Genomic DNA, 24161 nt, shown 5'->3' on the forward strand with positions numbered 1-24161 from the left:
CGACCGGATCCGTCGCTTCCGGCTGACCGTGGCCGGCCTGACCGCCGCCGTGGTGGTGACCGCCGGTTGCACGCTGCCGGCGTTCGCGCCGCGCGGCGGTGATGTCGAGCCCGAGGCCGCCGCGCCGGGCACCGCCCCGACCTGGCAGTCCTGTTCGGAGGTGCCCCGGGAGGTGGTCGGGCGTACCGCGCCGGGCATGCGCTACGAGTGTGCCCGCATCCAGGTCCCCCGGGACTGGGCCGGCGGCAGCGGCGCCACGGCGGGTCCCGGCGCCGACGAGACCTTCGAGATCGCCCTGATCCGGATCCGCTCCTCCGAGCAGCGCGACCGGATCGGCTCGCTGCTGATCAACCCGGGCGGTCCGGGCGGGTCGGGGGTGGACACCGCCATCTACCTCACCTTCGGCGAGCAGTTCGGTGGCCTGCCCGACGCCGTGCTGGAGCGGTTCGACATCGTCGGCTTCGACCCGCGCGGGGTGGCTCGCTCCAGCCCGGTGGAGTGCATCCCCGATGCCGACCTCGACGCCGCCTTCGGCTACGACCCCGATCCGGAGAGCCAGCAGTCGTTCGACGACTTCGTCGCGCTCAACCGGCGGATCGGCCAGGGCTGCGGTGACAAGTACGGCGACCAGTTGCCGCTCTACGGCACCGAGCAGGCCGCCCGGGACATCGACGCGATCCGCGCGGCGGTCGGCGACGAGAAGCTCAGCTACCTGGGCTACTCCTACGGCACGCTGCTCGGCGCCACGTACGCCCAACTCTTCCCGCAGCGGGTGCGGGCGCTGGTGCTCGATGGCGCGGTCGACCCCCGGCAGAGCCTGATCGAGGGCTCCGAGAGCCAGGCCAGGGGCTTCGAGCGGGCCTTCGGCAACTTCACCCGGTGGTGTGCGGCCAACGCCAACCGCTGCCCGATCGCGCCGGACGCCCGAGCCGCGGTCACCTCCGCGATCGACAAGGCGAAGGTCTCCCCGGTCCGCTCGGCCGACGGCCGCGAAGCCACCGCCGGCTGGGTCTTCTACGCGGTCATCTCCTCGCTCTACACGGAATCCGGTTGGCAGCAGCTGGCCCGGGCCATCAACCAGCTGGAGGAAGGCGACCCCGACGGCGTCTTCGGCCTCGCCGACGCGTACGCCGAGCGCGACGACAACGGCCACTACAGCAACCTCTTCGACGCCAACCTGGCGATCAACTGCGCCGACGAGGAGGAGCGGCCGAGCCTGGAACGGATCCGCCAGTTGCAGTCGCAGTGGCGCGGGCAGTACCCGTTGTTCGGCCCGGCCCTCGCCACCGGCCTGGTCTCCTGCACGGAGTGGCCCGGCGGCAGCGACCCCTACCCGAAGGGGCGCGCCGACGGTGCCCCGCCGATCCTGGTGGTCGGCACCACCGGCGACCCGGCCACGCCGTACGAGCAGACCCCGGCCCTGGCCGAGATGCTCGGCGTCGGCCGGGTGCTCACCTGGGAGGGCGAGGGCCATACCGCCTATCCGCAGACACCCTGCATCACGCAGGCCGTCAACGCCTACCTGATCGACCTCACCGTCCCTGCCGAAGGCACCCGCTGCCCCGCCCGCTGACCAGCCCGTACGAGATTGTGATGAGGTTCCGGCGTGGCGCCCGATCTCACCGACGCACAGTGGGCCGGCCTCGGGGCGTTCATGCCTATGCGGCCGGGTCGGGGGTGCTCGCCGCTATGGGAAACTGCAGATCATCGATGGGACCCGGTGGCGGGTTAACAAGCAGCACCGCAGCGTCCGGGCCCAGGTCGAACACGCCCTGGCCCCTATGAAGGTGCTTCAAGATCCTGCGCCGACACATTGAGCGACATCGCTTCGGGCATCGCCACCCTCCACAACATTATCCTCGCCGGATAACACCAACACCGTTACCAGGCAAGGGCGCGTGGTTCCGGGATCGACGCCGCACCGCGCAGCACGCCACCGCACGTCCTCCCCACCGCTCCGCCCCCTGACATCCATCGGTTCGTCTACATGTCCCTCTATCTCCGACGGCAACCGTGACGGCAACCCGAAACAGCCACCAGGAACCGCAGGGCACTTCCGTCACGCTTCGCGTTCAGGGCGGGACAGGCCAGCCGGCCACCAAGCCCCGCGAAGCTCCCATCCCTGGACCATGGATATTGATCAATTATTTCCCGCCGCCGGTCTCGGTCGCGGTGGACTCTCTTCTCTCTCCGTGCCTGCCACAATCGGCAGTTCGAAACCATCTAGTTGACCTGAGGCTATCGATTCGAGCGCCTGGATGAGCTCCTCTATGTTCGGCAATGAACATCCGACGCGAATAAAGAACTCAGAACGCGAAGATGTAGTCGTAGCCTCTGCCAGCACAGCGGCCAAGCGACCAAGCTCGTCTCGATCTAAAGTTAGAACTACCTGCTCAGCAGCATACTCTGCTCGCATGCTAGCCCGCTTTCCGCCGCGCAAATGCCTCACCGCCGCCGCCTGGCAAGCCACCGAAGAACTCGCCACCCTCCAACAAACACACACCGACCTCGCCGACGACCTCGCCGACGACCTCGCCGACGACCTCGCCGCCTACGAAGCCAACCTCGGACGAGCCGCCGCCAGCGAAGCGCCCGAGCCCGCCGAGCCGCCGACACCGAAGAAGGCACGCCGCAACCCCAAAGCATAGCCCAGCAGCCCGCCACCGACGGAACCACTGGGCCAAAACTGCTTCACCAGATCAAGACGGCCCGGCTACGCCGGGCCGCGCACACGCGCTACAGCCGTTCCGGCCCCGCGCGCACGTACCCACGCAACAAGTCACTCTGAATCCAGCAAGGCATCCCAAGTACAGACACATGGGTGGTGCAGACCATGGCAATCCCTTCACCAGTCAAGGCGCGAGGTGCTTCCGGGGATCGGCGCCACGACGCTGCGCGCCGTGCCATCGGACACTCAGCAGCCGTCGCGGGCGGACAGCTCGCATCCATGAATCCACATACGTAGCAAGTCCGTGACAGCAACCAGAGCGAACAACCACGACCACCAGCGCACAACGGAGTTGCATCAATGCGCACGGTAGTTGCGACACTCTGTTATCGAACACCCGCCACCATCTGCGAACGACCAGGCATCTAAGGCAGGCGTCAATCATGCGACTATGTGCGTTCCAACCCCCTCAGCCGTTCGAGAGAGTCGCGCACTCGGTCGACCAATTGCTCATCTGTGATGTCACCAGGGCCGCGAAGCGCGGGGTCAATAACATAATCGTCCAGCAGGTAGAAAACGTCGTAGAGGATGCGTTCGAAGTTCTCCCGAACTCGCTCGTTACCGTCCAACACCCGGCGCCGGGCAGACAGCCACGCTCTCGCAAACTCTGGGCCTGACATCTGCCCGTTGGCCAGATCGTTCATGAGTCGAAGCTGCCACGCCACACCCGTGCCCGGCGTCACCTCGGACGGAGCTGACCAAGCACGATCCTGTGGCTTCTGCATGTTCATCAATGCCTCCCGGCTACCAGAGGTAGCCCTTGTTGACAATGCCAGAGAACTGGTTGTCACCAAGTCTATATGCGGTCCAGAACTTTCCGGTTCCTGCATTCAACATGACCATGTTGTTGGTTGAAGGATCAATAACTCGCGAAGTAGGTCTGGTCCAAAACTGCTTCACTCAATCAAGAACGCGGCCCGGCTGACGCCGGGCCGCGCGCACGCGCTAAGATCTACGGCCCCGCGCGCACGCCCGCAGAACCGAGCCGCCGATCGAGGGCAACGGTGGCGGCGAACCGGTGCCCACGATGAGAGCGCATGGGGCGGAACGCGCGGAACCGTCTCCGAACCACTCGCCTGCAACTCCCGACAGCAACAATCTATCGATGCACGTTGATGCAACGTCTACCCTGACGGCAACCGTGACGGCAACGCAGGCCGACGACCGCGCATCTCAGCACTCATAGAAGTCAACTCACTACAGGGCGCCACCCAGCCGCCGTCAATCAACGATCATTCTTCGAAAGCCGCAGATTACCGCAATCAGTTAACCGAGTCGTCGAGCGGACGCGATTCGCCGCCACTCCGAGAAAGGTCTCAAGGTAGGCCCCTCGACAGACTCCGCGCCACAAACATAAGCCAGCCAGCGGAGCTCTTCACACGGGAATACCGGCTCCCCAGATGAGTCGACCCAGAGCAGCACCGATTCATCGGAGAGCCGTGTCAGGTCCCACCACGCCCAACCCCTCAGCCGAGGATCGAAACAGAAGAGCCAGTCTTGGAGTTCCCAAGGTTCTTCGCCCTCACGAGAGGCATATTGGCGGGCTCCCCGAGATGCCGGGTCATCGCGGCCGACCGAGACGGAGCCGCGTGTGACTTCGGCGAACCAATTCGGGATATGGCCTTCTGGCAACAATTCCGACCCGGTAGATATCTCGTTCGCCGAAAGAACGGCCGCAGACAGGATCGCACGAATTCTACTGGCGTAGTCATCTGGAACTAGGCTGGTAGCGACAAGGAAGGTGGCCAGCGCCTGGGGACCTTCGACATCCCATGGAGGAGAGGCGACGATTCGCTCTGTCTCACCTACAAACCTTCGGACGCTCATCCAACGACCCGTCCAGATCCTGGAACGATTGCACCCCTGAGGTCATCAAACATATTCGACGGGATTCCATAGAGTCCTGGCGATACTCTTGGGTCTGCAATTTCCGGTCGCATGCTGCGAAGCTGGTTCTATTCTCGTCTACTCCCTGCGAATCCGCGCGGCATTCTCTGCGGAAGAGCCGACGCGCGCACTTGGTCTACGAACGCGCTGTCAACATCAAATCCTACAACTTGACCGTCGGCGCCACGGAACTGCAGTGAATGCGAGGCGTCGCCGCTCATGTTCAAGTACAAGCGACCCTCGCCACTAAGCGACACACTACCATCCGCGCCGATCGCTATCCGCTGGCTATCAGGATGGGAAGTCTGTGTCCGATAGACGGGGCAGTTGGTGTTGTGGACGAGGACCGGGGTGTTGCCGGCGAGCACATAGTGAGCCTTTTCCAAGCTGATCTTGCAGCTCATGGCGGGTGTGGCGGGCCTGGTGATCGATGGGTGCGAGGCTCCAGGTAGGACAGCTGTCGACCAAGACTCGAAGCCCCGACCGGGAGCCTCGCCATGCTGTCCTACCCCGCCACGATTCCGTTGTCCAGCCGGACCTTGAACCACCTCGCCGAACGCATTCGCTGCCACCGTAAACAGCGCCGGTCCCGGTGGCGGCGCCTCGACCCAGGTCGGCAGGCGCTGCTGACTCTGGCCCATCTGCGTAACGGCGATACCTACACCCGACTCGCGGCCGGCTTCGAGATCGGCGTCGCCACCGCTTGGCGCTACGTACAGGAAGCGATAGCCCTGCTCAGCATGGCAGCCGACGACCTGGCCACCGCCATGGAACGGATCCGCCGGCTGGCGTACGCGATCCTGGACGGCACGCTGATCCCGATCGACCGGGTCGCCGACCAGAAGCCCTACTACAGCGGCAAGCACAAACGCCACGGCGTGAACGTGCAGGTCATCGCGGACGCCGCCGGCCAGCTCGTGTGGGCATCACCGGCACTGCCCGGTTCGGCACACGATCTGACCACCGCCCGCCATCACGGCATCATCGATGCCCTGACCAGCGCGGATGTGATGACCTTCGCCGATAAGGGCTACCAGGGCGCCCACGGCAGCGTACGCACGCCGTTCAAGCGACGCCGTTTCCGGCCGAAGCTGTCATCCAGGCAGAAAGCCGTGAACCGGACCCACGCGAAGATCCGGGCCCGCGGAGAACGAGCCATCGCCACCCTCATGACCTGGAAAATCCTGGCCAAGCTGCGCTGCTGCCCACAACGAGCGACCCCGATCGTGCAGGCCATCCTCGTTCTGCACCACGTCGAAACCAACCGCTACGCAGGATGAAAAGGGCTCACTCGGGTAGGTGATCGTGTCACCGGCGATCACACCCACCGGCAGCATGCTCGGCCAGCCGAGCGAGAAGGTGGCACCAGAGCCGGTCATGGTGGCGAAGGCACCGGCCCCACCCGGTGAGAACACCACGTCCGCCGTTGACGCGACTGGCCGGACAAGCCCATCGGCTCCCACTATGAGCGTCGTATCGATCTCGCGCCATGAGCCATCGCGCTCGGTCCACCTCGGCTCGGCCCACGACTCCAAGGTGAAATCACCCGACGGCTGAGCGAATGCCTTCGTCGTCTCCGACGCCGCCGCCAACACCTCGACGTCGATGTCACAGGCCACCGCCAGCGCCTGGGCCGCACGCTCCGACTCTGCGGCCGGTTCCACAGTCCCGGCGGCACAGGCATTCGCGGGTTGCGCGGCGGCACTATCCGACGGCCAGACCATCTGAACCGAAGCGGCGAGCACAACACCGACCACAGTGGACTGTAGCCAGACAGACCGGACCCACGACAAAGCCGCACCCCCGCAAAGCAGCGTGATCAACAAGTGCAGCACAGCGTATAGATAGACCGTCCGTAACACCAGAGAGAGAGAGAAGAAAACTACTCTCTGTCAAAGCCGCTTGCTGCAGCCTTGGCTAAGCATTCATGTGCAGGTCGACCGCCCATAGTCGCGCTCTCGGCAGATAGAAAGCGATGGCTTCGGCAGATTGAAAGCCGACCGCACGGCAGAACGAAAACCGGGTGTAGGATCAGGCCGTGCGTAGAGCTGGCGAGTACCTGCCTCGACGAGCGGCTGAACTGGTCCTGGAGGCTCTTACCGACACTCGGGTGGTGGTAGTCAACGGCGCCCGTCAGGTTGGCAAGAGCACGCTCGCCGAGGTCGTGTTGCGCCGCCACACCGACGGCGTCGCGCGCTTTCTCGATGATCCACACACCCGCGCCGCCGCAGCAGCGGACCCGGTCAGCTTTGTGCGTCACGACGGGCTCATGTTGATCGACGAGGTGCAGCGGGTTCCCGACCTCTGGCTGGCGATCAAGAATCTGGTCGATCGTGATCCCCGACCCGGCCGGTTCCTGCTCACTGGCTCGGCTCGCCTGCTGGGGCTGCGGAGCCTGCCGGATGCGCTTCCCGGCCGTTCCGAGACGATCGAGTTGTGGCCGTTGTCGCAAGGCGAGATCGGCCGTACGACGGACAACTTCGTGGATGCCGCCTTCACTCTGGGCGCGGATCTGCGCGCACCGCTGACAGACCTCCGACGTCGTGACTATCTGGCCCGAGCCGCACGAGGCGGCTATCCGGAGGCGGTCCGGCGGGAAGCGCCCCGACGCCGGGAGCGCTTCTTCGAGGGCTACCTCGCCGATCTGATCGCTCGCGATGTCAAGCAGGTGGCGGAAATTGTACGCACCGGCGACATGCGCCGCCTGCTGTCTTTGCTCGCCGCCCAGACGGCTGGTCTACTCAACGTGAACCGACTCGCCAGCGAGCTGAGCATCACCGCGCCGACGGTTCGCAGCTATCTTCGCATTCTGGAGACCATCTACCTCATCCGGTTGATCCCGGCCTGGTCGGCGAATTCGACGACCCGCGCGACGGCCACACCCAAGGTCATCTTCGTCGACTCCGGGGTGGCGGCCTATCTCACCGCTGGAGCGGTCTCGGCTGCACCACTCGGTGGCCTCGTAGAGAACTTCGTTCTCGGCGAACTGGCCCGGCAACTGACCTGGGCCCGGCACTCCCTCCGGCTCTACCACTACCGGGACCGTGACCAGTACGAGGTCGACGCGGTCTTGGAGGACAATGCCGGCAACGTGGTCGGGATCGAGGTAAAGGCATCCGAGACTGTCCGCGCCGAGGACTTTCGAGGTATACGCCTCCTCCAACGTCGGCTCGGCGACCGGTTCCGAGCCGGCTTTGTTCTGCACTGCGGGACCGACTCGCTTAGCTTTGGCGCAAATTTGACCGCACTGCCCATTTCCGCTCTCTGGACCACCGACTGACACCGAATTCGCCTGGCGGCGGCGTCCAGGGCCGGATGCCCGATTCGGTGGTGCCTGTCGGGTGGGCCGGGTCACCTCGGCGGCGGAATCATGCCCCGGCCCGGGGCGTTGAACATGGCATACCGCGAGGGCTCCCCCGGCCCCGCCGCGCCACCCCCCGGGAACCCGCTGGAATGCGGGACCCCCCGGGATCGTTACATCCCCCTGGACGCCCGAGCACCCCCCGCCAGGCGTACCCCAGTTCTTCCCCCGTCTCGCAGCAGCGCAGATCCCCATCCCCTCCGGGACGGGTCGATCACCTGCCGCGACATCCCCCGAACGGAAGGTGTGACCCACCATGCGTACCACCATCCTGCACAAGACCGCCCTGACCATCGCCGCTGCCGCCGCCACCACCGCAGGCATCGCCGCACCCGCCATCGCCGCCCAGACCACCCCCGCAGCCACCGCGTCCGTGCAGACCGACCGCAAGCCCGGCGGCGAACGCCAACTCGACGTGCGCTACCAGGCCCAGGACACCTTCTACTACTGCGGCCCCGCCGCCGCCCGCAACGCCCTCAGCGTCCAGGGCAAGAACATCGACCAGCACGACATGGCCAAGCGCATGGGCACCACCGAAGCCGGCACCAACTCCATCAACGACATCACCCCCATCCTGAACAAGGAAACCGGCAAGAACGTTTACACGTCGGTGGAGATCCGCAACACCAAGGCCGACGACAAGCAGACCGACAAGCTGCGCCAGGACATCGTCCGCACCATCGACGACGGCCGCGCCGTGGTCGCCAACATCGCCGGCACCACCACCGACACCCACGGCACCACCCACAGCTTCGAAGGCGGCCACTACATCAGCGTCACCGGCTACCGCGACGGCGGCGACCAGGTCAAGATCGCCGACTCCGCCGACCCCAACCAGGCCGAATACTGGATCACCACCGACAACCTCGCCGACTGGATCGCCACCCGCGGCTACTCCGCCACCAGCTGACGACCCAACCACCCACCCACCCGAAGGGCCGACCCCCCACCCCGGGGGCCGGCCCTTCCCCCACCCCACCCCACCCCCCCACCCCACCCCACCCCGTTGATCATGAGGTTGGCGGCAGTAGTTGATCTTCAAACTGCCGCCAACCTCATGATCAACGGGGGTTTTGGTTGGGGGGTGGGGGTGGGGGTGGGGTGTCGCGGTAGAGGGGGACGAGGCGGTCGACGGGCTCTCGGTCGCCGTGGATGAGTACGGTTCCGTCGCGTTCGGCGTCTTGCAGGGGCAGGCCGCCGAAGAGCACCTCGCTCCAGGCGGTCGACTCGGCCTCTACGGTCACCGCCGGGTCGGCACCCGGTCGGGCGGTCAGGGTCCCCGGTCGGGCGGTCAGGATTCCGTTGACGACGAACAGGTGATAGTTCCGCACCGGCGGGTCGGGCTGACGGGCGTCGTACAGGCGGAGGGCGACCGACGGCAGATCGTCGGGCGCGGGCGGCGCCATCGCCCGCATGGCGAGGACCACCGCGTCCGGGGTCATCCGACCCTGGGTCCGGGGATCGGGACCGGTCGAGTACCACCGCCCCAGGGACGCGAGGACCGACTCCAGCCCACGTCCCCACTCGGTGAGGACGTACGCGCGGGTGCGCGCGAGGTCAGCCAGGGTCACCTGCTCGACGATGCCGACTTCGCGGAGCGACCTGAGGCGGTCGCTGAGCACTGCCGGGGTGATGCCCCGCACGGCCTCCATCAGGTCGGCGAAGCGTTTGGGCCCGAGGATCAGCTCCCGTACGACGATCAGGGTCCACCGGTCACCCACCAGGTCGAGGGCGTACGCCGCTCGGCAGGCGTCGCCATGATCAGCGTAGGTCCGTTTGATAGGCAACCCGCTACTCACTTCCACCAAAAAAGCGCCAGCTATGTTTAAGATACCAAGATGCAGAACACGAACCCTCGTCCGACGCCTCCCACTGTCGATCGCGACACCTGGCTTCGGGAACGAAACGCCCTGCTCGCCCGCGAGAAGGCCCACACGCGAGAGGGTGACGCGACCGCCGCCGCCCGTCGTCGCCTGCCGATGACCGAGATCGCACCCGTCAAGCTCATCGGCGAGCACGGCCCGACCGCGCTGCCCGACATCTTCCAGGGCCGCGACCAACTGGTCGTCTACAAGCACATGTGGCATCTTGGCAAGCCGTTCGAGGAGCAGTGCGAAGGCTGCACCCTCAGCATCTGGAACTTCCACAACGCGATCTACCTTGAGGCGCGCGGCATCACGTTCGCGGTCTTCGGCGAGGGTCCGTACGAGGAACTGGCACCGTTCCGCGAGTTCATGGGCTACACCCATCCGTGGTACTCGACGTACGGCGTCGAGGAGCCCGCCTTCGCCGAAAGCGGCGCCATCGCCTGTTACCTCCGCTGGGGAGACCGCGTCTTCCTGACCTACGAGACGACCGGCCGGGGCGTCGAGGCGATCATGGGCTCGCTCAAGCTGCTCGACATGACGGTCTACGGCCGGCAGGAGGCCTGGGAAGACTCTCCCGACGGCTGGCCCCAGGATCCGCCGACCTACAGCTGGTGGCGCAGGGACGGGCGCCCGGTCGCACAGTGGTCCCGTCCGAATGTCACGCCGGTCCAGGCCGCGGAGCAGTCCCACTGTCACTAGTCCGACCTTCCGAAACCGAAGGCACGTCCCCACGAACCCGAAGGCAGGCACGTCGGCACGTCCCCGCGAACCCGAAGGTACGTCCCCGGATGTCGACAGCAGGTCAGCTGTTGCTGGCGGGAACGATGCCGAGGCTGGTCAGCACGGCCCCTTGGTAGACCACGACGGGTTCGCCGGTGCCGTCCCGGCGGGCGACCACCACGACGTCGAGTTCCCCTGGCTGTGGCCGGGCCCTGGTCGGACGCAGCGAGATCAGCAGGTGTTCCTGGTCCGGCGTGACGAGCACGTTGGCCACCCGCTGGTCGGGGCCGGCACCGGTGGCGACCTCGATCCGGCCGCCGGAGCTGTCGGTCACCAGCAGCCGGTCCGCCCGCTCTTCCCCGTCCGCGTCGACCAGGGTGTGCAGCACCGCACCGGGACCGAGCGCTTGCCGGGGAGTGGCTCCGGGCGGGGCGCTGGTGACCGTACCGTCCGGGCTGAGGGTGAGGGTTTCACCGCCCGGTTGGAACGACAGCGACGTCACCGCAGCCGGGCCGGCCGGCGGGGCATCCGGCTTGAGCACCCGCACCGCCGACGCCTCCGGCGTGTTCGGGTGGGCGGTCGCGGTCGCGGTGGAGAGCCGTACCGACCAGGTGCGGCTGGGGCGGGGCACCCGGTCGCCGGTGTCGGGCGCGGGATGCAGCTCGACGACCAGGGCGGTGTCGCCGGAGACCGTGGCGGTGACCGGTCCGGTCACCGGCGGCAGCTTCGCCGGCCGGGCGGGCTGCTCGCCGCCCTGGTCGGCGCCGTCGCCGACAACCGGTGTCACCGCGCCCGACTCCAGGTCGAGTACGGATATCCGGCCGGTGCCGGAGCGGGTGTCCACCACGATGGCGTACCGCCCGTCAGGGGCGAAGGCGACCGCGCCGACCGGGGAGAGCAGGGTACGTACGCCGTCCGGGGTGGCCAGGCTGATCGTCCGGGCGGTGCCGACCCGGTGCAGCACGACGAACCCGCCGCTGGTGAAGACCCCGGGGACGTCCGTCCCGCTGACCGTCACGCTTGGCCGCGACTGGCCGGTCCGGGTGTCCGCGATGACGAGTTGCGGAGGCCGCTGGTGGGTGAGCGCGGCGAGGTAGCGGCCGTCGGGTGTGGCGGCGATCGGGTACGACGGCAGCGCGATGGCCGGGCTCGGCGTCCCGGACGCCAGGTCGATCCCGCCGTACCGGCCGCCCTGCCGGTCCTGCCAGACCACCCCGCCCCGCTCGACGATCTCGCAGGAGGCCTCGACCGCCGGTTGCGCGATCGTGCCGTCGCTGGTCACGGTGAGGCATCGGGATGCCGTGATCGACAGCGTGGCGTCGACGCCCAGGGCCCGCCGGGCGTACCCGCCATCGGGCAGCGTGACGTCGCGCAGGCGACCATTGACGAGTACGGCGTCCCGGCGGTCCTCAGCCAGCCCTCTGGCGACGGTCGGGAAACGGGGATCGCCGAAGGCAACCTCGGCGTGCCGCCGGGTGGGTGTCAGGCCAGCGAGGTCGTCGCCGAACCGTTCCACGGCGAGCAGCCCGGTCAGGTCGCTGCGGCGATCGTCCGCCACCGGAACCGCCAGCACCGCCGGACCGAGCCCCCGCACCTCGGCCGGCAGCTGCGCCGCCCGGGCGGGCAACTCGGCCGGCCCCGCTTCGGTGCAGCTCGTGGCCATAATCAGAACCAGCACCGCAATCGGCGCAGTCCGGCGCATACCCGTCATGCGGACATTGTGATCACCTTCGGCAAGCCGCCGGTCATAGGGCGTCGAGCCCTCCGGGGATCTCATGCCCCCACCAACCAGATGTCCGCTATGCGACCGTTTGGGAAGCGGCCGATCGGCCGACGGCGGAATGATGCCCGGCCCCGGGTCGTTGAACATGGCATACCGCGAGGGCTTCCCCGCCCCGCCACGCGATCTCCCGGAGCCCTGGAATGTGCGGCCGCCCGGGATCGTTACATCCCCCGGACACCCGAGCACCCCCGCCGGGCGTTCCTCTTTCCCCGTTTCTCTTTCCCCCGCAGCATCGCGAGCCCCGAACCGGGTCGATTCCTGCTGCGCACCCCCGAACGGAAGGTGTGACTCAATTATGCGTACCACCATCCTGCGCAAGACCGCTCTGACCATCGCCGCTGCCGCCGCCACCGCCGGGGGCATCGCCGCACCCGCCATCGCCGCCCAGGCCACCCCCGGCGTCACCGCCGCCCAGGTGCAGGCCGACCGCAAGCCCGGCGGCGAACGCCAACTCGACGTGCGCTACGAGGCCCAGCCCAACTTCTACTTCTGCGGCCCCGCCGCCGCCCGCAACGCCCTCAGCGTCCAGGGCAAGAACATCGACGTGTACGACATGGCCAAGCGCATGGGCACCACCGAAGCCGGCACCAACTCCATCAACGACATCACCCCCGTCCTGAACAAGGAAACCGGTAAGGACGTCTACAAGTCCGTCGAGATCCGCGACGCCAAGGCCACCAAGAAGCAGATCGACAAGCTACGCGAGGACATCGTCCGCACCGTCGACGACGGCCGCGCCGTGGTCGCCAACATCGCCGGCACCGCCACCGACACCGACGGCACCACCCACAGCTTCGAAGGCGGGCACTACATCAGCGTCACCGGCTACGACGACGAGGGTAAGACCGTGACCATCGCCGACTCCGCCGACCCGACCCAGGCCTCGTACCAGCTGGACATCGACACGCTCGCCAACTGGATCGCCAGCCGTGGCTACTCCGCGACCTCCTGACGATCCGACAACCGAACACCCGAAGGGCCGGCCCCACCAGGGGTCGGCCCTTCGGCCTGCCGCAAATCGGCCGCCACGGGTATGCGATTCTCGCGGGATGAGCGACGTGATCTTCCGTGCGGCGGTCCGGGCCGACCTGCCCGCCGTGCTCGACCTGCTCGCCGACGACATGCTCGGGCGTACCCGGGACGTCGGCGAGGTCGACGCCACCTACGAGAAGGCGTTCGCGGACATCGCCGCCGACCCGCGCAACCAGATCGTCGTCGCCGAAGCCGACGGCGAGGTGGTCGGCTGTATGCAGCTCACCTACATCCCCGGGCTCGGCCGGCACGGTGCCGAACGGCTACTGATCGAGGCGGTACGGATCCGCTCGGACCGGCGCGGTGCGGGCCTCGGCCGACTGATGATGACCTGGGCGGTCGATCAGGCACGGCAGCGCGGCTGCGGGCTGGTGCAGCTCACCACCGACAAGAGCCGGCACGACGCCCACCGCTTCTATCTCGGCCTAGGCTTCGTCGCCAGCCACGAGGGCATGAAGCTCAGTCTCTGACTCCAGCTATCGTCGCAGCGCCGCCCCGTCGCGCCGCACGCTCGGACCACACCGTTGCAGCACCTCACCGTGGGCACCTCATGGTCGTGGGACTTCGGCCAGCCGAGGTCGCCCCACCTCGCAGCCCAGGATGCCGGCCCAGAAGCTGGTCAGCACCGAGAGACTCGACCCGTGAGTCACCGCCCCCGGCGCATTGCGGATCAACCAGAAGTGCCCGTCGGGGAGCACCACCGCCCACCCGATCGGCCCGTCGTCCTCCGTCACCAGCACCAACAGTTCCGGCCGCCGGTCGACCTCGATCTCAGGCAGCTCCGTCACGTCGGCGGGCCACGATTCCGCCGCCCCGCTCACCGGTAGCTCCCCCGGTTGCCGGGCCGCCCCGCACACCCGAAGCGTCGCCCCGCCCTGCTCCTCAGCAACCGCTGCTGATGAGGGTCCGCAGCCGCGCCCCCGCTCGGCAAATCGAGCCGGTCCGCCCCGGCCCCCTCAGCGCCGCTCAACTCGGCGCCGCTCAACTCCGCGCCCGCCTGCTCGGTGCCAGCCAGCTCAGCGCCGACCCGATCGTCACCGGCCGACCGCTTCACCACGTCGATCGGAGCGTTGCTCCGCTGAAACCACTTCCACCCAGCCATCCGAGACCTCCGATGATCAGCAGCAGATAAGCCGTCACCAGCACGATCGGTCAGCGGACCCAGAAGATGCAATGTCTCAAAGAAAAAACCCCGGCAAGGCAATTGCAACGAATCATCGTCCACGCCATGATGTTCCAGTTGAGACACATCGCCGCATCGAATTGAGAAGGGCCGAGATGAGCGAAGTTGGATCATCAGTCCCCCGTCGCCAATTGGGCAGGCTGCTGCGTCAGGCCAGGGAGGAAGCAGGGATCAACCTCGAGGCGGCAGCCGCAGCGCTCGAATGGTCCCGTGCCAAGATGTACCGCTTGGAGAGTGGGCAGACTTCACTTCGCACCCATGACGTCACGCTAATGTGCCAGCACTACGGCACGTCTGTCGAATTGACTGAGGTCATGGTCAGCCTGGCCAGAGAGAGCAAGAGCCGAGGCTGGTGGCACGCATACGGCGAGGCCATCCCGGCATGGTTCGAGCTGTACGTCGGGTTGGAGGCGGCTGCCCGACACATCCGCCAATTCGAGCCTTCGCTGATCCCCGGGTTGCTGCAAACCGCTGACTACGCCTCGGCCATCTTCAGCGCGAAGGCCGGTCGCAGCCCAGACGAGGTGGCCCAGAAGGTCGCGCTGCGTTTGGAGCGCCAGAAGCTACTCACCCGCCGCAGCCCAAAGGCCCCCACTTTCGAGGCCATCGTCGACGAGGCGGTGATCCGCCGCCCTCTCCCCGACCTGGACGCCTGGCGTAGCCAACTCGCCCACCTGGTGAACGCCGCGCAGCGACCCAACGTCTCGGTCCGGGTGCTGCCGCTGAGCATCGGGCCGCGACTGGCATCCGTTGCCGGCTCGTTCATCATGCTGGACTTTCCAGCGGTGGGCACCCGGCCGGCAGAGCCTTCGACCGTCTACAGCGAGTCATTGACCGGGAGCCTCTACCTGGACAGGCCATCAGAAGTGCAGGCCTACGCGGACGCCTGGACCACCCTTCTGGACCTTTCGCTCGGCGTACGCGAGTCTGAAGACCTGATTGGGACGATTATCAAGGAGAGCTTCGATGAATGACCTGACCAACGCCCGGTGGCGCAAGAGCAGCCGAAGCGCGGAGGGCGAGTGTGTCGAGGTGGCGGACAATCTCGGGGCGATCGTGGGGGTTCGGGACAGCAAGGACGTTGACGGGCCGGCGTTGCTGTTCGACGTCTCCCAGTGGCGATCCTTTGTGAGCAGCGTGAAGGGTGGCGCCCCGAGCTAACTCCCAACGGCGGGAGTTCCCTTGCCGCCGCAGAGCGGCCTGCTTCGATCACCGGGCGCGTCGCCCGGCGGAGCGGGGGGTGCGCGGGTCAGCGGGGGCGGTCGCGGTCCTTGGAGGGTTGGACCCGCTTCGGTTCGCCGGGCATCTTCGGGTGGTCCGGCGGGTAGGGCAGGTCGCCCTCGCCGGCGGCGGCGTCCCGCTCCGCCCACTCCAGCAGTGGGGTGATGTCCCACCCGGCGTCGTCGATGCCGGCGTGCGGGTCGCCCCGCTCGCTCAACCGTTGCGGCACGCTGCGCAGGTCGAAGTCGTCCGGGTCGACCTCGGCCAGCTCGTCCCAGCTGACCGGGGTGGAGACGGTGGCCCGCGCGTTCGCCCGCAGCGAGTATGCGCAGGCGATCGTGCGGTCCCGGGCCATCTGGTTGTAGTCCACGAAGACCCGCTCGCCGCGTTCCTCCTTCCACCAGGCGGTGGTGACCAGGTCGGGGCGGCGGCGGCCCAACTCCCGGGCCAGTGCGATGGTGGCCCGACGCACCTCGACGAACGTCCAGCGCGGCTGGATGCGCAGGTAGACGTGCACGCCCCGGCCACCGGAGGTCTTCGGCCAGCCAGTCACCCCCAGCTCGTCGAGGATCGCGCGCAGCTCGGCGGCGGCGGTGGCCGCGTGGGCGAAGTCGGTGCCGGGTTGCGGGTCGAGGTCGACCCGCAACTCGTCCGGCTGGTCGACCTCGGCGGCGCGTACCGGCCAGGGATGGAACACGACGGTGCCCATCTGCGCCGCCCAGGCCACATGGGCCAGGTCCGCCGGGCAGAGCTCGGCGGCCTTGCGCCCGCTGGGGAAGCTGATCTCGGCGGTACGCACCCAGGGCGGCACGCCGCGCGTCGGCACCCGCTTCTGGAAGAACATCTCCCCCTCGATGCCGTCGGGGAAGCGTTGCAGGGTCGTCGGCCGGTCGCGCAGGGCGCGCATGATGCCGTCGCCCACGGCCAGGTAGTAGTGGAAGACGTCGGCCTTGGTGAAGCCGCGTTGCGGGAAGATCACCCGGTCCGGGCTGGACAACCGTACGGTCTGCCCGGCGACCTCGATCTCCTCGGCCGGAGCCTTCGTGCCTGCCATTTCGCGACCATATGCGATAGGTCCGACGTTCGACGTACCGTTGGCACGTGAGTCTTCCCGACAGTGAACTGCCCCGCACCGAGGACGAGTGGCGGGTCCGGCTCAGCCCCGACGAGTTCCGGGTGCTGCGTGAGCACGGCACCGAGCCGGCCTGGACCGGCGAGTACGTCGACACCAAGACCCCCGGCATGTACCGGTGCCGGGCCTGCGGTGCCCAGCTCTACCCGAGCGACACCAAGTTCGACTCGCACTGCGGCTGGCCGAGCTTTGACGACGCCATCCCCGGCGCGATCAAGGAGATCGAGGACAACAGCCTCGGCATGCGCCGCACCGAGATCCGCTGCGCCCGCTGCGACAGCCACCTCGGGCACGTCTTCCGGGGCGAGGGCTTCACCCCGAAGAACACCCGGCACTGCGTGAACTCACTCTCCATCCGCCTGGACCCCAGCACCAGCTGACCGCCACGCCGACAGCTCAAGTGTCTGCTGGGAGGTGCGGCGTGGGCCGGGGCCGGCCGCACCTCCCGCTGGTCAGATCAGACTCCACAGCGCTGGCACGTGCGGCGGCTCCCAGCCGGCGATGGCGGTGTGCGCCTGCCGGCAGCGGTACGTCCGCCCGCCGTAGCTGACCTGGTCACCGACGGCGTACGCGCGACCCGCCGTCCAGGTGCCACCGGCCGGCGGGTTGCTGGTCGGGGCGGCCGTCGGGGTGGGCGCGGGTGCCGGCGGGTTGGTCGGGCTCGGGCTGGGCGGCGGATTGCCGCTTCCGCCGCCGACCTGGAGGTCGACGCAGGAGTAGAAGGCGTTGGCGGTGTCGGCGATGTTCCAGACGGCAAGCAGCTTCTGCCGCCCGGAGTAGCCGGAGAGGTTGACGGTGTGCGAGACGGTGGGGCCGGGCTGTCGTCCGCCGCCGGAGAAGACCGCGACCCGGTTGTTGCCGATGAAGTACTCCCAGTCGCGGGTGGCGTGCTGGGCGGTGTTGATCCAGGTGAACGTGACCGTGCTGCCGACCGAGGTGGCGGGCCAGCCACGGTTGTCGTCGTTGAGGACGGCGAAGTGCGCGATGTTGGCGTGGCAGTTGCGCAGCCCCTTGGGGCCTTCGACGCTCTGCGGCTCCCATCTGATCTGCCCGCAGTCGGGGACCCGGTTCTGGGCGCAGAGCGCCTGACGGCTGGGTGGCGACGAGACGTAGCCGTGGGCCTGGGCCGGGGTGGCGACGGCCAGGGTGGCGACCATGGTGCCCGTCGCGACCAACGGAAGGGTGATTCTTCGGCGCATGACGGCAGCTCCTTAGCGGCGTGTTGCCTGGTGAGGTGCCATCAACATAATTTAAACCTTGTTAACAGTAAAGACCATTGTCGATAAAAGAGACGGTGTCCGGGAGCGTCAGAGCACCAGCAGGCCGCCCTGGTCGTCCACCTGGTCGGCGGATTCGTCGTCGAACCACAGCCCGCCCGTGGCCAGGTAGCGGAAGCGGTGCCGCCCGGGACCGAGGCGTACGGTCACCGTCCGGGTGCCGTCCCGGCGGGCCACCAGCACGTGCTCGCCGGGTTGCCAACCGTTGAAGGAGCCGACCACGCTCACCGTGCCGGGTGGAGTGTCCCGGGGAAGACAGAAGGTGACCCGGGTCTGGCTGCCGAAGAGCCGGTTTCGCTTGATCATTGTCGTCCTCCCGGTTCGCGATCTCGACGGACCGGCGGCCGGGCCGCCGCCATCTCGACGGACCGGCGGCCGGGCCGCCGCCATCGGCCAGGTCATCCGGTACAACGCCCGACACACCGACGCGACACGCCGCCCGCCCGGGTGACCCGGGCGGTTTCCAGCCGGCCCCGATGCCTGCGGGTCGCACGCTTGGCGGAACACCGACTTGGCGAAGGGATGGCGTCGTGGCGACGTGCGAGGTCTGCGGAAACGACTACTGGATGGCGTTCGAGGTACGCACGGTCAGCGGCGACGTGCACACCTTCGACTGCTTCGAGTGCGCGGTACACAAGCTGGCGCCGATCTGCGAGCACTGCCAGATCAGGATCGTCGGGCACGGCGTGGAGGTGTCCGGCCGCTTCTTCTGTTGCGGGCACTGCGCCCGAGCGGTGGAGTCCGAGCAGGGTGCCGAGATCCGCGACGCGGTCGGCGCCCGCCCGGCCTAGACCGCCAGTCGCTAACCTGGCGGGATGCCGAGCCCGGAACTGCGGGTCGCCGCCTTCGCCGACCTGGACGCCCGCACCCTCTACGACCTGCTGAGACTGCGCGTCGACGTGTTCGTGGTCGAGCAGGAGTGCGCGTACCCGGAACTCGACGGGCGCGACGTCGAGCCCGGCACCCGGCACGTCTGGCTGGCACTCGACGGCGCTCCCCTGGCGTACCTGCGGATCCTGGCCGACCCCGGCGGCGTGGCCAGGATCGGGCGGGTGGTGGTGGCGCCGGCCGCCCGCGGTGCCGGGCACGCCGGGCAGTTGATGGCCGCGGCGCTGGCCGAGATCGGCGATCGGCCCTGCGTGCTGGAGGCCCAGTCGCACCTGGTCGACCTCTACGCCCGGCACGGCTTCACGGTGAGCGGCCCGGCGTACGTCGAGGACGGCATCCCGCACACTCCGATGCGCCGCCACCGCTGACCGGCCAGTCAGCGAACCCCGCCACCTCGACCTCGGTAACGGTCGGCGCGACGTGCTGGAAAACGTTTTCCCAATTGACCGATGACGATGGCTTGTGCCATTCTTTTGATTGGAGCCAGTACAAACGACGGGGCCACCCGTAGCCGGCCCGGGAGGGGCAACTCCCGCGTGTCTGGGCGATGTCGATCCGACGACTCCCCCTGGGGGCTCCATGTCCAACGTACTCAAATCATCGCGCGCGGTATGGCTACTGGCCGTCGCGGCCGTCGCCACGCTGCTCGCCACCACCGCGCTTGCCGTACCCGCGTCGGCGCACGGCTCGGTGGCCAACCCCGTCTCCCGCAACTACGGCTGCTGGCAGCGCTGGGGTGGTGACTTCCAGAACCCGCGGATGGCCACCGAGGACCCGATGTGCTGGCAGGCGTGGCAGACCGACACGAACGCCATGTGGAACTGGAACGGCCTGTACCGCGACGGCGTGGGCGGCAACCACCAGGCCGCCGTCCCGAACGGTCAGCTCTGCTCCGGCGGACGCACCGAGAACGGACGCTACCGGGCGATGGACGTGCCCGGCGCCTGGCGCACCACCTCGGTCGCCAACAACTTCCGGCTCAAGTTCTACGACCAGGCCAGTCACGGCGCCGACTACATCCGGGTGTACGCCACCCGGCAGGGCTACGACGCGCTGACCACGCCGCTGGCCTGGTCACACCTGGAACTGGTCGGTCAGATCGGCAACACGCCGGCCTCCCAGTGGCGGCCGGAGACCGGCGGAGTCTCCATCGAGGTCCCGGTGAACGCGCCGGGGCGTACCGGCCGGCACGTCATCTTCACCATCTGGCAGGCCAGCCACTCCGACCAGTCGTACTACATCTGTAGCGACGTGCAGTTCGGTGGCGGCAGCACCCCGCCGACCACCACGCCACCGACCACCACCCCGCCGACCACCACCCCGCCCACGTCCAGTCCGCCGACCACCCCGCCGACGACCGGCGTGCCGGTGTCCGGCACGTGCGCGGCGACGTACCGGGTGACCTCGACCTGGTCCGGCGGATTCCAGGGTGAGGTGCAGGTGACCGCGGGCAACACGGCAATCCGCGGCTGGCGGGTCAACTGGACGTACGCCAACGGCCAGCAGATCAGTCAGTTCTGGAGCGCCAACATCAGTTCCAGCGGCTCGACGGTGACCGCCACCAACGTCGGCTACAACGGCAACCTCGGCGCCGGCGGCAGTGCCACCTTCGGCTTCCTGGGCTCGGGCAGCAGCAACGTGCCCACGCTCACCTGCACGGTGATGGCCTGACCCCGGTTGGGGCCACGCCGCACTCCCTCCGGAGCGGCCCCAAGCGGTCGAACCCGGTCCGCACCGGCCGTGGTGATCACCGCGGCCGGGTGCGGACCGGTTGTTGTGTTAAAAGGGGGCCCTTGCTATGCACGAGGCGTTAAAAGGGGGCCCTTCCTTACACCAGGTTCGCGATGATGTCGGCGATCGGGCGGCGGCGGCCGGTGTAGAAGGGGACCTCCTCGCGCACGTGCAACCGGGCCCGGGAGCCACGCAGGTCGCGCATCAGGTCCACGATGCGGTGCAGCTCGTCGGCCTCGAAGGCGAGCATCCACTCGTAGTCGCCGAGCGCGAACGAGGCCACCGTGTTGGCCCGGACGTCCGGGTAGCCCCGGGCCATCTTGCCGTGCTCGGCGAGCAGTTCCCGCCGCTCGGCGTCGGGCAGCAGGTACCAGTCGTACGAGCGGACGAACGGGTAGACGCAGAGGTAGGCGCGGGCCTCCTCACCGGCCAGGAACGCCGGGATGTGGCTCTTGTTGAACTCGGCCGGCCGGTGCAGCGCCATCTGCGACCAGACCGGGGTCATCGCCCGACCCAGAATGGTCCGCCGGAACCGCAGGTACGCATCCTGGAGTGCGTCGCTGGACGAGGAGTGCCACCAGATCATCAGGTCGGCGTCGGCGCGCAGGCCGGAGACGTCGTACGTGCCCCGGACCACGACGTCCTTGCCGGCCAACTCCTCGATCAGCGACTCGGCCTCACCTGTCACGTTCTCCCGCAGCGACGGCAACGGCGCGCTGGACCGGAAGACCGACCACATGGTGTAGCGGATGGTGTCGTTCAGCTCCCGCAGCCGGGCCGCGTTGCTCTGCTCCGTCAACTTCCCGATCCTTCCAGTGCTGTGATGATCTCGTCGGCCGCCGTCTCGCCGGAGCGGACGCAGACCGGGATGCCCACGCCGTCGTAGCCGGCGCCGGCCAGCCGCAGCGTCGGGTGGGCCACCCGCAGCGCGGAGCGTGCGGCGGCCACCCGGTCCAGGTGCCCGGGGGTGTACTGCGGCAGCGCGCCGCCCCAGCGTTGCACGTGCCCGTCGACCGGGGCGGGCAGCGGCACGTCGAGCACCGCCGACAGCTCCCGGTGCACGGTGGCGGCCAGGTCCTCGTCGGGGCGCTGGAGCTGGGCCTCCTCCCCGTACCGGCCGACCGAGGCGCGGACCAGCGCCACCCCGTCCGGCCGGCGCAGGTGCCCCCACTTGGTGGTGAAGAACGTCGACGCCTTGGTCAGCAGCCCCTCGGTGCCGGGCACCAGGAAGCCGGAGAGCTGCGGCAGCGCCGGCTCCGGCAGGGCCAGCGTGACAAGCGCGACGCTTGCGTAGTCCAGCCCACCGATCCGCTCCGCCGCCTCGGCGGCGACGTCGGCGAGCAGCCGGGCCGCCGGGCGGGCCGGCACCGCCAGCACCACCGCGTCGACCTCGACGTGCTCGGGATCGCGGGTCGGCCCGACGGTGAGCCGCCAGCCGGCGCCGGCCGGGGAGAGTTCGCGGACCGCCGCGTTGCGGCGGATGGTCGCCCCGCTGGCCGTGGCGGCGGCGTCGACCAGGGTGCCGAGCCCGCCGTCGAGGGTGCCGAAGACCGGTTCGCCGGGGGCGCGCGGGGCGGCGGCCTGCGCCGCGCGTACCGCGCCGAGCAGCGTGTGCTCCGTGCGGGCCGCCCGGGCCAGGGCCGGCATCGTGGTGGCCAGGGAGAGACCGTCGGCGCGGCCGGCGTAGACCCCGCCGAGCATCGGGTCGACCAACCGGTCCACCACCTCGTCGCCGAACCGGGAGCGGACCAGCGCGCCGACGGAGACGTCCTGCTCCGGCGCGAGCAGCGGCCGGCCCTCGTCGCGGTCGGCGTCCGGAGTCGGCCGGGCCACCGTCGCCACCTGCTCCAGATCACCCGGTACGCCGACAAGCGTGCCGCCCGGGATCGGGCGCAGCCCACCGTCGACGGCGAGTGCCGCCTGCCCGACGGTCGGGTGCACGATCCGCCCGGTCAGCCCGAGCCGGCGGACCAGGGCCACCGCGGCGGAGGGGCCACCGGCCGGGTCGCGCATCAGGAACGACTCCGCGCCGAACTCCACCGGGCCGCCGGCCAACTCGCCGGTGCGCAGCTTGCCACCGAGCGCGCCGGACTGCTCGTACACGGTGATCTCGGTGCCGGCGGGGGCGCGGTCCCGCAACCGGACCGCAGCGGTCAGGCCGGCGACTCCGCCACCGACCACCGCCACCCGCCAGCGCGTCGCCACGGCGGTCAGCCCTCGGCGGAGAGTTCGTGCACCAGGGCAACCACCCGGGTCAACACCTCCGGATCGGTCTCCGGCAGCACGCCGTGACCGAGGTTGAACACGTGTCCCGGCGTGGCCCGGCCCTCGTCGAGGATCCGGCGTACCTCGGTCTCCACCACCGGCCACGGGGCCAGCAGTACGCACGGGTCGAGGTTGCCCTGCACGGCCCGCTCCGGGCCGATCCGGCGGGTCGCGACGTCCAACGGCGTACGCCAGTCGACGCCGACCACGTCGGCCCCGGCCTCGGCCATCGCGCCGAGCAACTCGGCGGTGCCCACCCCGAAGTGGATCCGGGGTACCCCCGCCTCGGCGAGCCCGGCGAGCACGGCGGTCGAGTGGGGCAGCACGAACCGGCGGTAGTCGGCCTCGGAAAGCGCGCCGGCCCAGGAGTCGAAGAGCTGCACCGCGCTGACCCCGGCCTCGATCTGCACCCGCAGGAACGCCAGGGTCACCTCGGCCAGCCGGCCAGCCAGGGCGTGCCACAGCTCGGGCTCGCCGTACATCAGCGCCTTGGTCTTCGCGTGGGTCCGCGACGGCCCGCCCTCGACCAGGTAGCTGGCCAGGGTGAAGGGTGCCCCGGCGAAGCCGATCAGCGGGGTGTCGCCCAGCTCCTTGACCAGCATCCGGACCGCCTCGTCCACGTACGGGACATCGTCGCGACCGATCGGCCGGATCCGCTCCACGTCGGCGGCGGTACGCACCGGCTCGGCCACCACCGGTCCGGTCCCCGGCACGATGTCCAGGTCGACCCCGGCAGCGGCGACCGGCACCACGATGTCGCTGAACAGGATCGCGGCGTCCACCCCGTGCCGGCGTACCGGCTGGAGCGTGATTTCGGTGACCAGGTCCGGTCGACGGCAGGACTCCAGCATCGCCACGTTCGCCCGGATCTCGCGGTACTCCGGCAGCGACCGGCCGGCCTGCCGCATGAACCAGACCGGGGTGTGCGGGACGGAGCGGCGGCGACACGCCCGCACGAAGGGCGAGTCCGCAGGCCCGCCGGGGCGGGATTCGTCGTCTCGGGCGGCGGTGCCCGTACTCTCGGTGGTCATCGTCGCCATCGTGCCACGTCCCGCCCCGCGCGGGCGCCGTGGGTACGACGATCA

Annotated in this window: 23 protein-coding genes and 1 pseudogene; 14 read left to right on the forward strand and 10 right to left on the reverse strand. The window is 68.8% G+C overall.

Going from position 1 to position 24161, the window contains the following annotated elements:
- Nucleotides 1-7 precede the first annotated feature (7 nt).
- Complete coding sequence (locus AC507J_RS22065; RefSeq protein WP_496291109.1) at nucleotides 8-1573, forward strand: alpha/beta hydrolase; 1566 nt, start codon at nucleotides 8-10, stop codon at nucleotides 1571-1573.
- Nucleotides 1574-2447: 874 nt separating this feature from the next.
- A pseudogene (locus AC507J_RS22070) lies at nucleotides 2448-2648 on the forward strand (hypothetical protein); the annotation flags it as partial.
- Nucleotides 2649-3117: 469 nt separating this feature from the next.
- On the opposite strand, the gene AC507J_RS22075 reads toward AC507J_RS22070, so the two are convergent.
- Complete coding sequence (locus AC507J_RS22075; protein WP_496291073.1) at nucleotides 3118-3459, reverse strand: colicin immunity domain-containing protein; 342 nt, start codon at nucleotides 3457-3459, stop codon at nucleotides 3118-3120.
- 1653 nt (nucleotides 3460-5112) lie between these two features.
- Here AC507J_RS22075 and AC507J_RS22080 point away from each other — a divergent pair.
- The 3 genes from AC507J_RS22080 (at nucleotide 5113) to AC507J_RS22090 (ending at nucleotide 8886) form a co-directional block, all read left to right on the forward strand.
- Nucleotides 5113-5895, forward strand: coding sequence for a transposase family protein (locus AC507J_RS22080; protein ID WP_496291074.1), 783 nt, complete (start codon nucleotides 5113-5115; stop codon nucleotides 5893-5895).
- 758 nt (nucleotides 5896-6653) lie between these two features.
- Complete coding sequence (locus AC507J_RS22085) at nucleotides 6654-7895, forward strand: ATP-binding protein (protein ID WP_496291075.1); 1242 nt, start codon at nucleotides 6654-6656, stop codon at nucleotides 7893-7895.
- 337 nt (nucleotides 7896-8232) lie between these two features.
- Nucleotides 8233-8886, forward strand: coding sequence for a C39 family peptidase (locus AC507J_RS22090; protein WP_496291076.1), 654 nt, complete (start codon nucleotides 8233-8235; stop codon nucleotides 8884-8886).
- 151 nt (nucleotides 8887-9037) lie between these two features.
- Here the strand turns inward: AC507J_RS22090 and AC507J_RS22095 are convergent, their stop codons facing one another.
- Complete coding sequence (locus tag AC507J_RS22095) at nucleotides 9038-9763, reverse strand: winged helix-turn-helix transcriptional regulator (protein WP_496291077.1); 726 nt, start codon at nucleotides 9761-9763, stop codon at nucleotides 9038-9040.
- Nucleotides 9764-9814: 51 nt separating this feature from the next.
- On the opposite strand from AC507J_RS22095, the gene AC507J_RS22100 reads away from it, so the two are divergent.
- Nucleotides 9815-10543 carry a DUF899 family protein gene (locus AC507J_RS22100; protein WP_496291078.1) on the forward strand — a complete coding sequence of 243 codons (729 nt, stop codon included), beginning with the start codon at nucleotides 9815-9817 and terminating at the stop codon, nucleotides 10541-10543.
- 103 nt (nucleotides 10544-10646) lie between these two features.
- On the opposite strand, the gene AC507J_RS22105 is transcribed toward AC507J_RS22100, so the two are convergent.
- Nucleotides 10647-12275, reverse strand: coding sequence for a TolB family protein (locus AC507J_RS22105; protein ID WP_496291079.1), 1629 nt, complete (start codon nucleotides 12273-12275; stop codon nucleotides 10647-10649).
- 367 nt (nucleotides 12276-12642) lie between these two features.
- Between AC507J_RS22105 and AC507J_RS22110 the strand changes: the two genes are divergently transcribed.
- Together AC507J_RS22110 and AC507J_RS22115 are read left to right on the forward strand one after the other, a co-directional pair.
- Nucleotides 12643-13299, forward strand: coding sequence for a C39 family peptidase (locus AC507J_RS22110; protein ID WP_496291080.1), 657 nt, complete (start codon nucleotides 12643-12645; stop codon nucleotides 13297-13299).
- Nucleotides 13300-13396: 97 nt separating this feature from the next.
- Nucleotides 13397-13849, forward strand: a complete 453-nt coding sequence (locus AC507J_RS22115; RefSeq protein WP_496291081.1) for a GNAT family N-acetyltransferase — start codon at nucleotides 13397-13399, stop codon at nucleotides 13847-13849.
- Nucleotides 13850-13927: 78 nt separating this feature from the next.
- Here AC507J_RS22115 and AC507J_RS22120 read toward each other — a convergent pair whose 3' ends face one another.
- Nucleotides 13928-14200: a hypothetical protein gene (locus tag AC507J_RS22120; protein ID WP_496291082.1), complete on the reverse strand. Its 273-nt coding sequence runs from the start codon at nucleotides 14198-14200 to the stop codon at nucleotides 13928-13930.
- 457 nt (nucleotides 14201-14657) lie between these two features.
- On the opposite strand from AC507J_RS22120, the gene AC507J_RS22125 reads away from it, so the two are divergent.
- The gene (locus AC507J_RS22125) at nucleotides 14658-15536 is read left to right on the forward strand and encodes a helix-turn-helix domain-containing protein (RefSeq protein WP_496291083.1); all 879 of its coding nucleotides are present in this window, start codon (nucleotides 14658-14660) and stop codon (nucleotides 15534-15536) included.
- Nucleotides 15529-15723, forward strand: a complete 195-nt coding sequence (locus tag AC507J_RS22130) for a DUF397 domain-containing protein (RefSeq protein ID WP_496291084.1) — start codon at nucleotides 15529-15531, stop codon at nucleotides 15721-15723. Before AC507J_RS22125 ends, AC507J_RS22130 begins: the two co-directional genes overlap by 8 nt.
- A gap of 88 nt (nucleotides 15724-15811) precedes the next feature.
- Here AC507J_RS22130 and ligD read toward each other — a convergent pair whose 3' ends face one another.
- Complete coding sequence (gene ligD / locus AC507J_RS22135) at nucleotides 15812-16837, reverse strand: non-homologous end-joining DNA ligase (RefSeq protein WP_496291085.1); 1026 nt, start codon at nucleotides 16835-16837, stop codon at nucleotides 15812-15814.
- A gap of 47 nt (nucleotides 16838-16884) precedes the next feature.
- Here ligD and msrB point away from each other — a divergent pair, with 47 nt between their 5' ends.
- Complete coding sequence (msrB, locus tag AC507J_RS22140) at nucleotides 16885-17295, forward strand: peptide-methionine (R)-S-oxide reductase MsrB (RefSeq protein ID WP_496291086.1); 411 nt, start codon at nucleotides 16885-16887, stop codon at nucleotides 17293-17295.
- 72 nt (nucleotides 17296-17367) lie between these two features.
- Here msrB and AC507J_RS22145 read toward each other — a convergent pair whose 3' ends face one another.
- Both AC507J_RS22145 and AC507J_RS22150 read right to left on the reverse strand, forming a co-directional pair.
- Nucleotides 17368-18114 carry a lytic polysaccharide monooxygenase gene (locus tag AC507J_RS22145; RefSeq protein WP_496291087.1) on the reverse strand — a complete coding sequence of 249 codons (747 nt, stop codon included), beginning with the start codon at nucleotides 18112-18114 and terminating at the stop codon, nucleotides 17368-17370.
- A 108-nt stretch (nucleotides 18115-18222) separates the two neighbouring features.
- A complete protein-coding gene (locus tag AC507J_RS22150; RefSeq protein ID WP_496291088.1) occupies nucleotides 18223-18498 on the reverse strand; it encodes an isoamylase early set domain-containing protein in 276 nt (91 codons plus the stop codon).
- Between the two features lie 224 nt (nucleotides 18499-18722).
- Here AC507J_RS22150 and AC507J_RS22155 point away from each other — a divergent pair, with 224 nt between their 5' ends.
- The 3 genes from AC507J_RS22155 to AC507J_RS22165 all read left to right on the forward strand — a co-directional run bounded on the left by AC507J_RS22155 (nucleotide 18723) and on the right by AC507J_RS22165 (nucleotide 20751).
- Nucleotides 18723-18983 (forward strand): metallothionein, encoded by a 261-nt coding sequence (locus AC507J_RS22155; RefSeq protein WP_111246437.1) that lies wholly within the window; start codon nucleotides 18723-18725, stop codon nucleotides 18981-18983.
- A 24-nt stretch (nucleotides 18984-19007) separates the two neighbouring features.
- A complete protein-coding gene (locus AC507J_RS22160) occupies nucleotides 19008-19448 on the forward strand; it encodes a GNAT family N-acetyltransferase (RefSeq protein ID WP_496291089.1) in 441 nt (146 codons plus the stop codon).
- Nucleotides 19449-19659: 211 nt separating this feature from the next.
- The gene (locus tag AC507J_RS22165) at nucleotides 19660-20751 is read left to right on the forward strand and encodes a lytic polysaccharide monooxygenase (RefSeq protein WP_496291090.1); all 1092 of its coding nucleotides are present in this window, start codon (nucleotides 19660-19662) and stop codon (nucleotides 20749-20751) included.
- A 157-nt stretch (nucleotides 20752-20908) separates the two neighbouring features.
- On the opposite strand, the gene hemQ is transcribed toward AC507J_RS22165, so the two are convergent.
- From hemQ to hemE, 3 genes are read right to left on the reverse strand one after another with little or no spacing between them, the layout of a single operon-like run.
- A complete protein-coding gene (gene hemQ, locus AC507J_RS22170) occupies nucleotides 20909-21610 on the reverse strand; it encodes a hydrogen peroxide-dependent heme synthase (RefSeq protein ID WP_496291091.1) in 702 nt (233 codons plus the stop codon).
- On the reverse strand, nucleotides 21607-23016 hold the full coding sequence (gene hemG, locus AC507J_RS22175; RefSeq protein ID WP_496291092.1) for a protoporphyrinogen oxidase: 1410 nt from the start codon (nucleotides 23014-23016) through the stop codon (nucleotides 21607-21609). Before hemG ends, hemQ begins: the two co-directional genes overlap by 4 nt.
- A gap of 5 nt (nucleotides 23017-23021) precedes the next feature.
- Nucleotides 23022-24107, reverse strand: a complete 1086-nt coding sequence (gene hemE, locus AC507J_RS22180; RefSeq protein WP_496291093.1) for a uroporphyrinogen decarboxylase — start codon at nucleotides 24105-24107, stop codon at nucleotides 23022-23024.
- Nucleotides 24108-24161 lie beyond the last annotated feature (54 nt).

It is taken from the genome of Micromonospora sp. PRAS1, assembly GCF_059553435.1.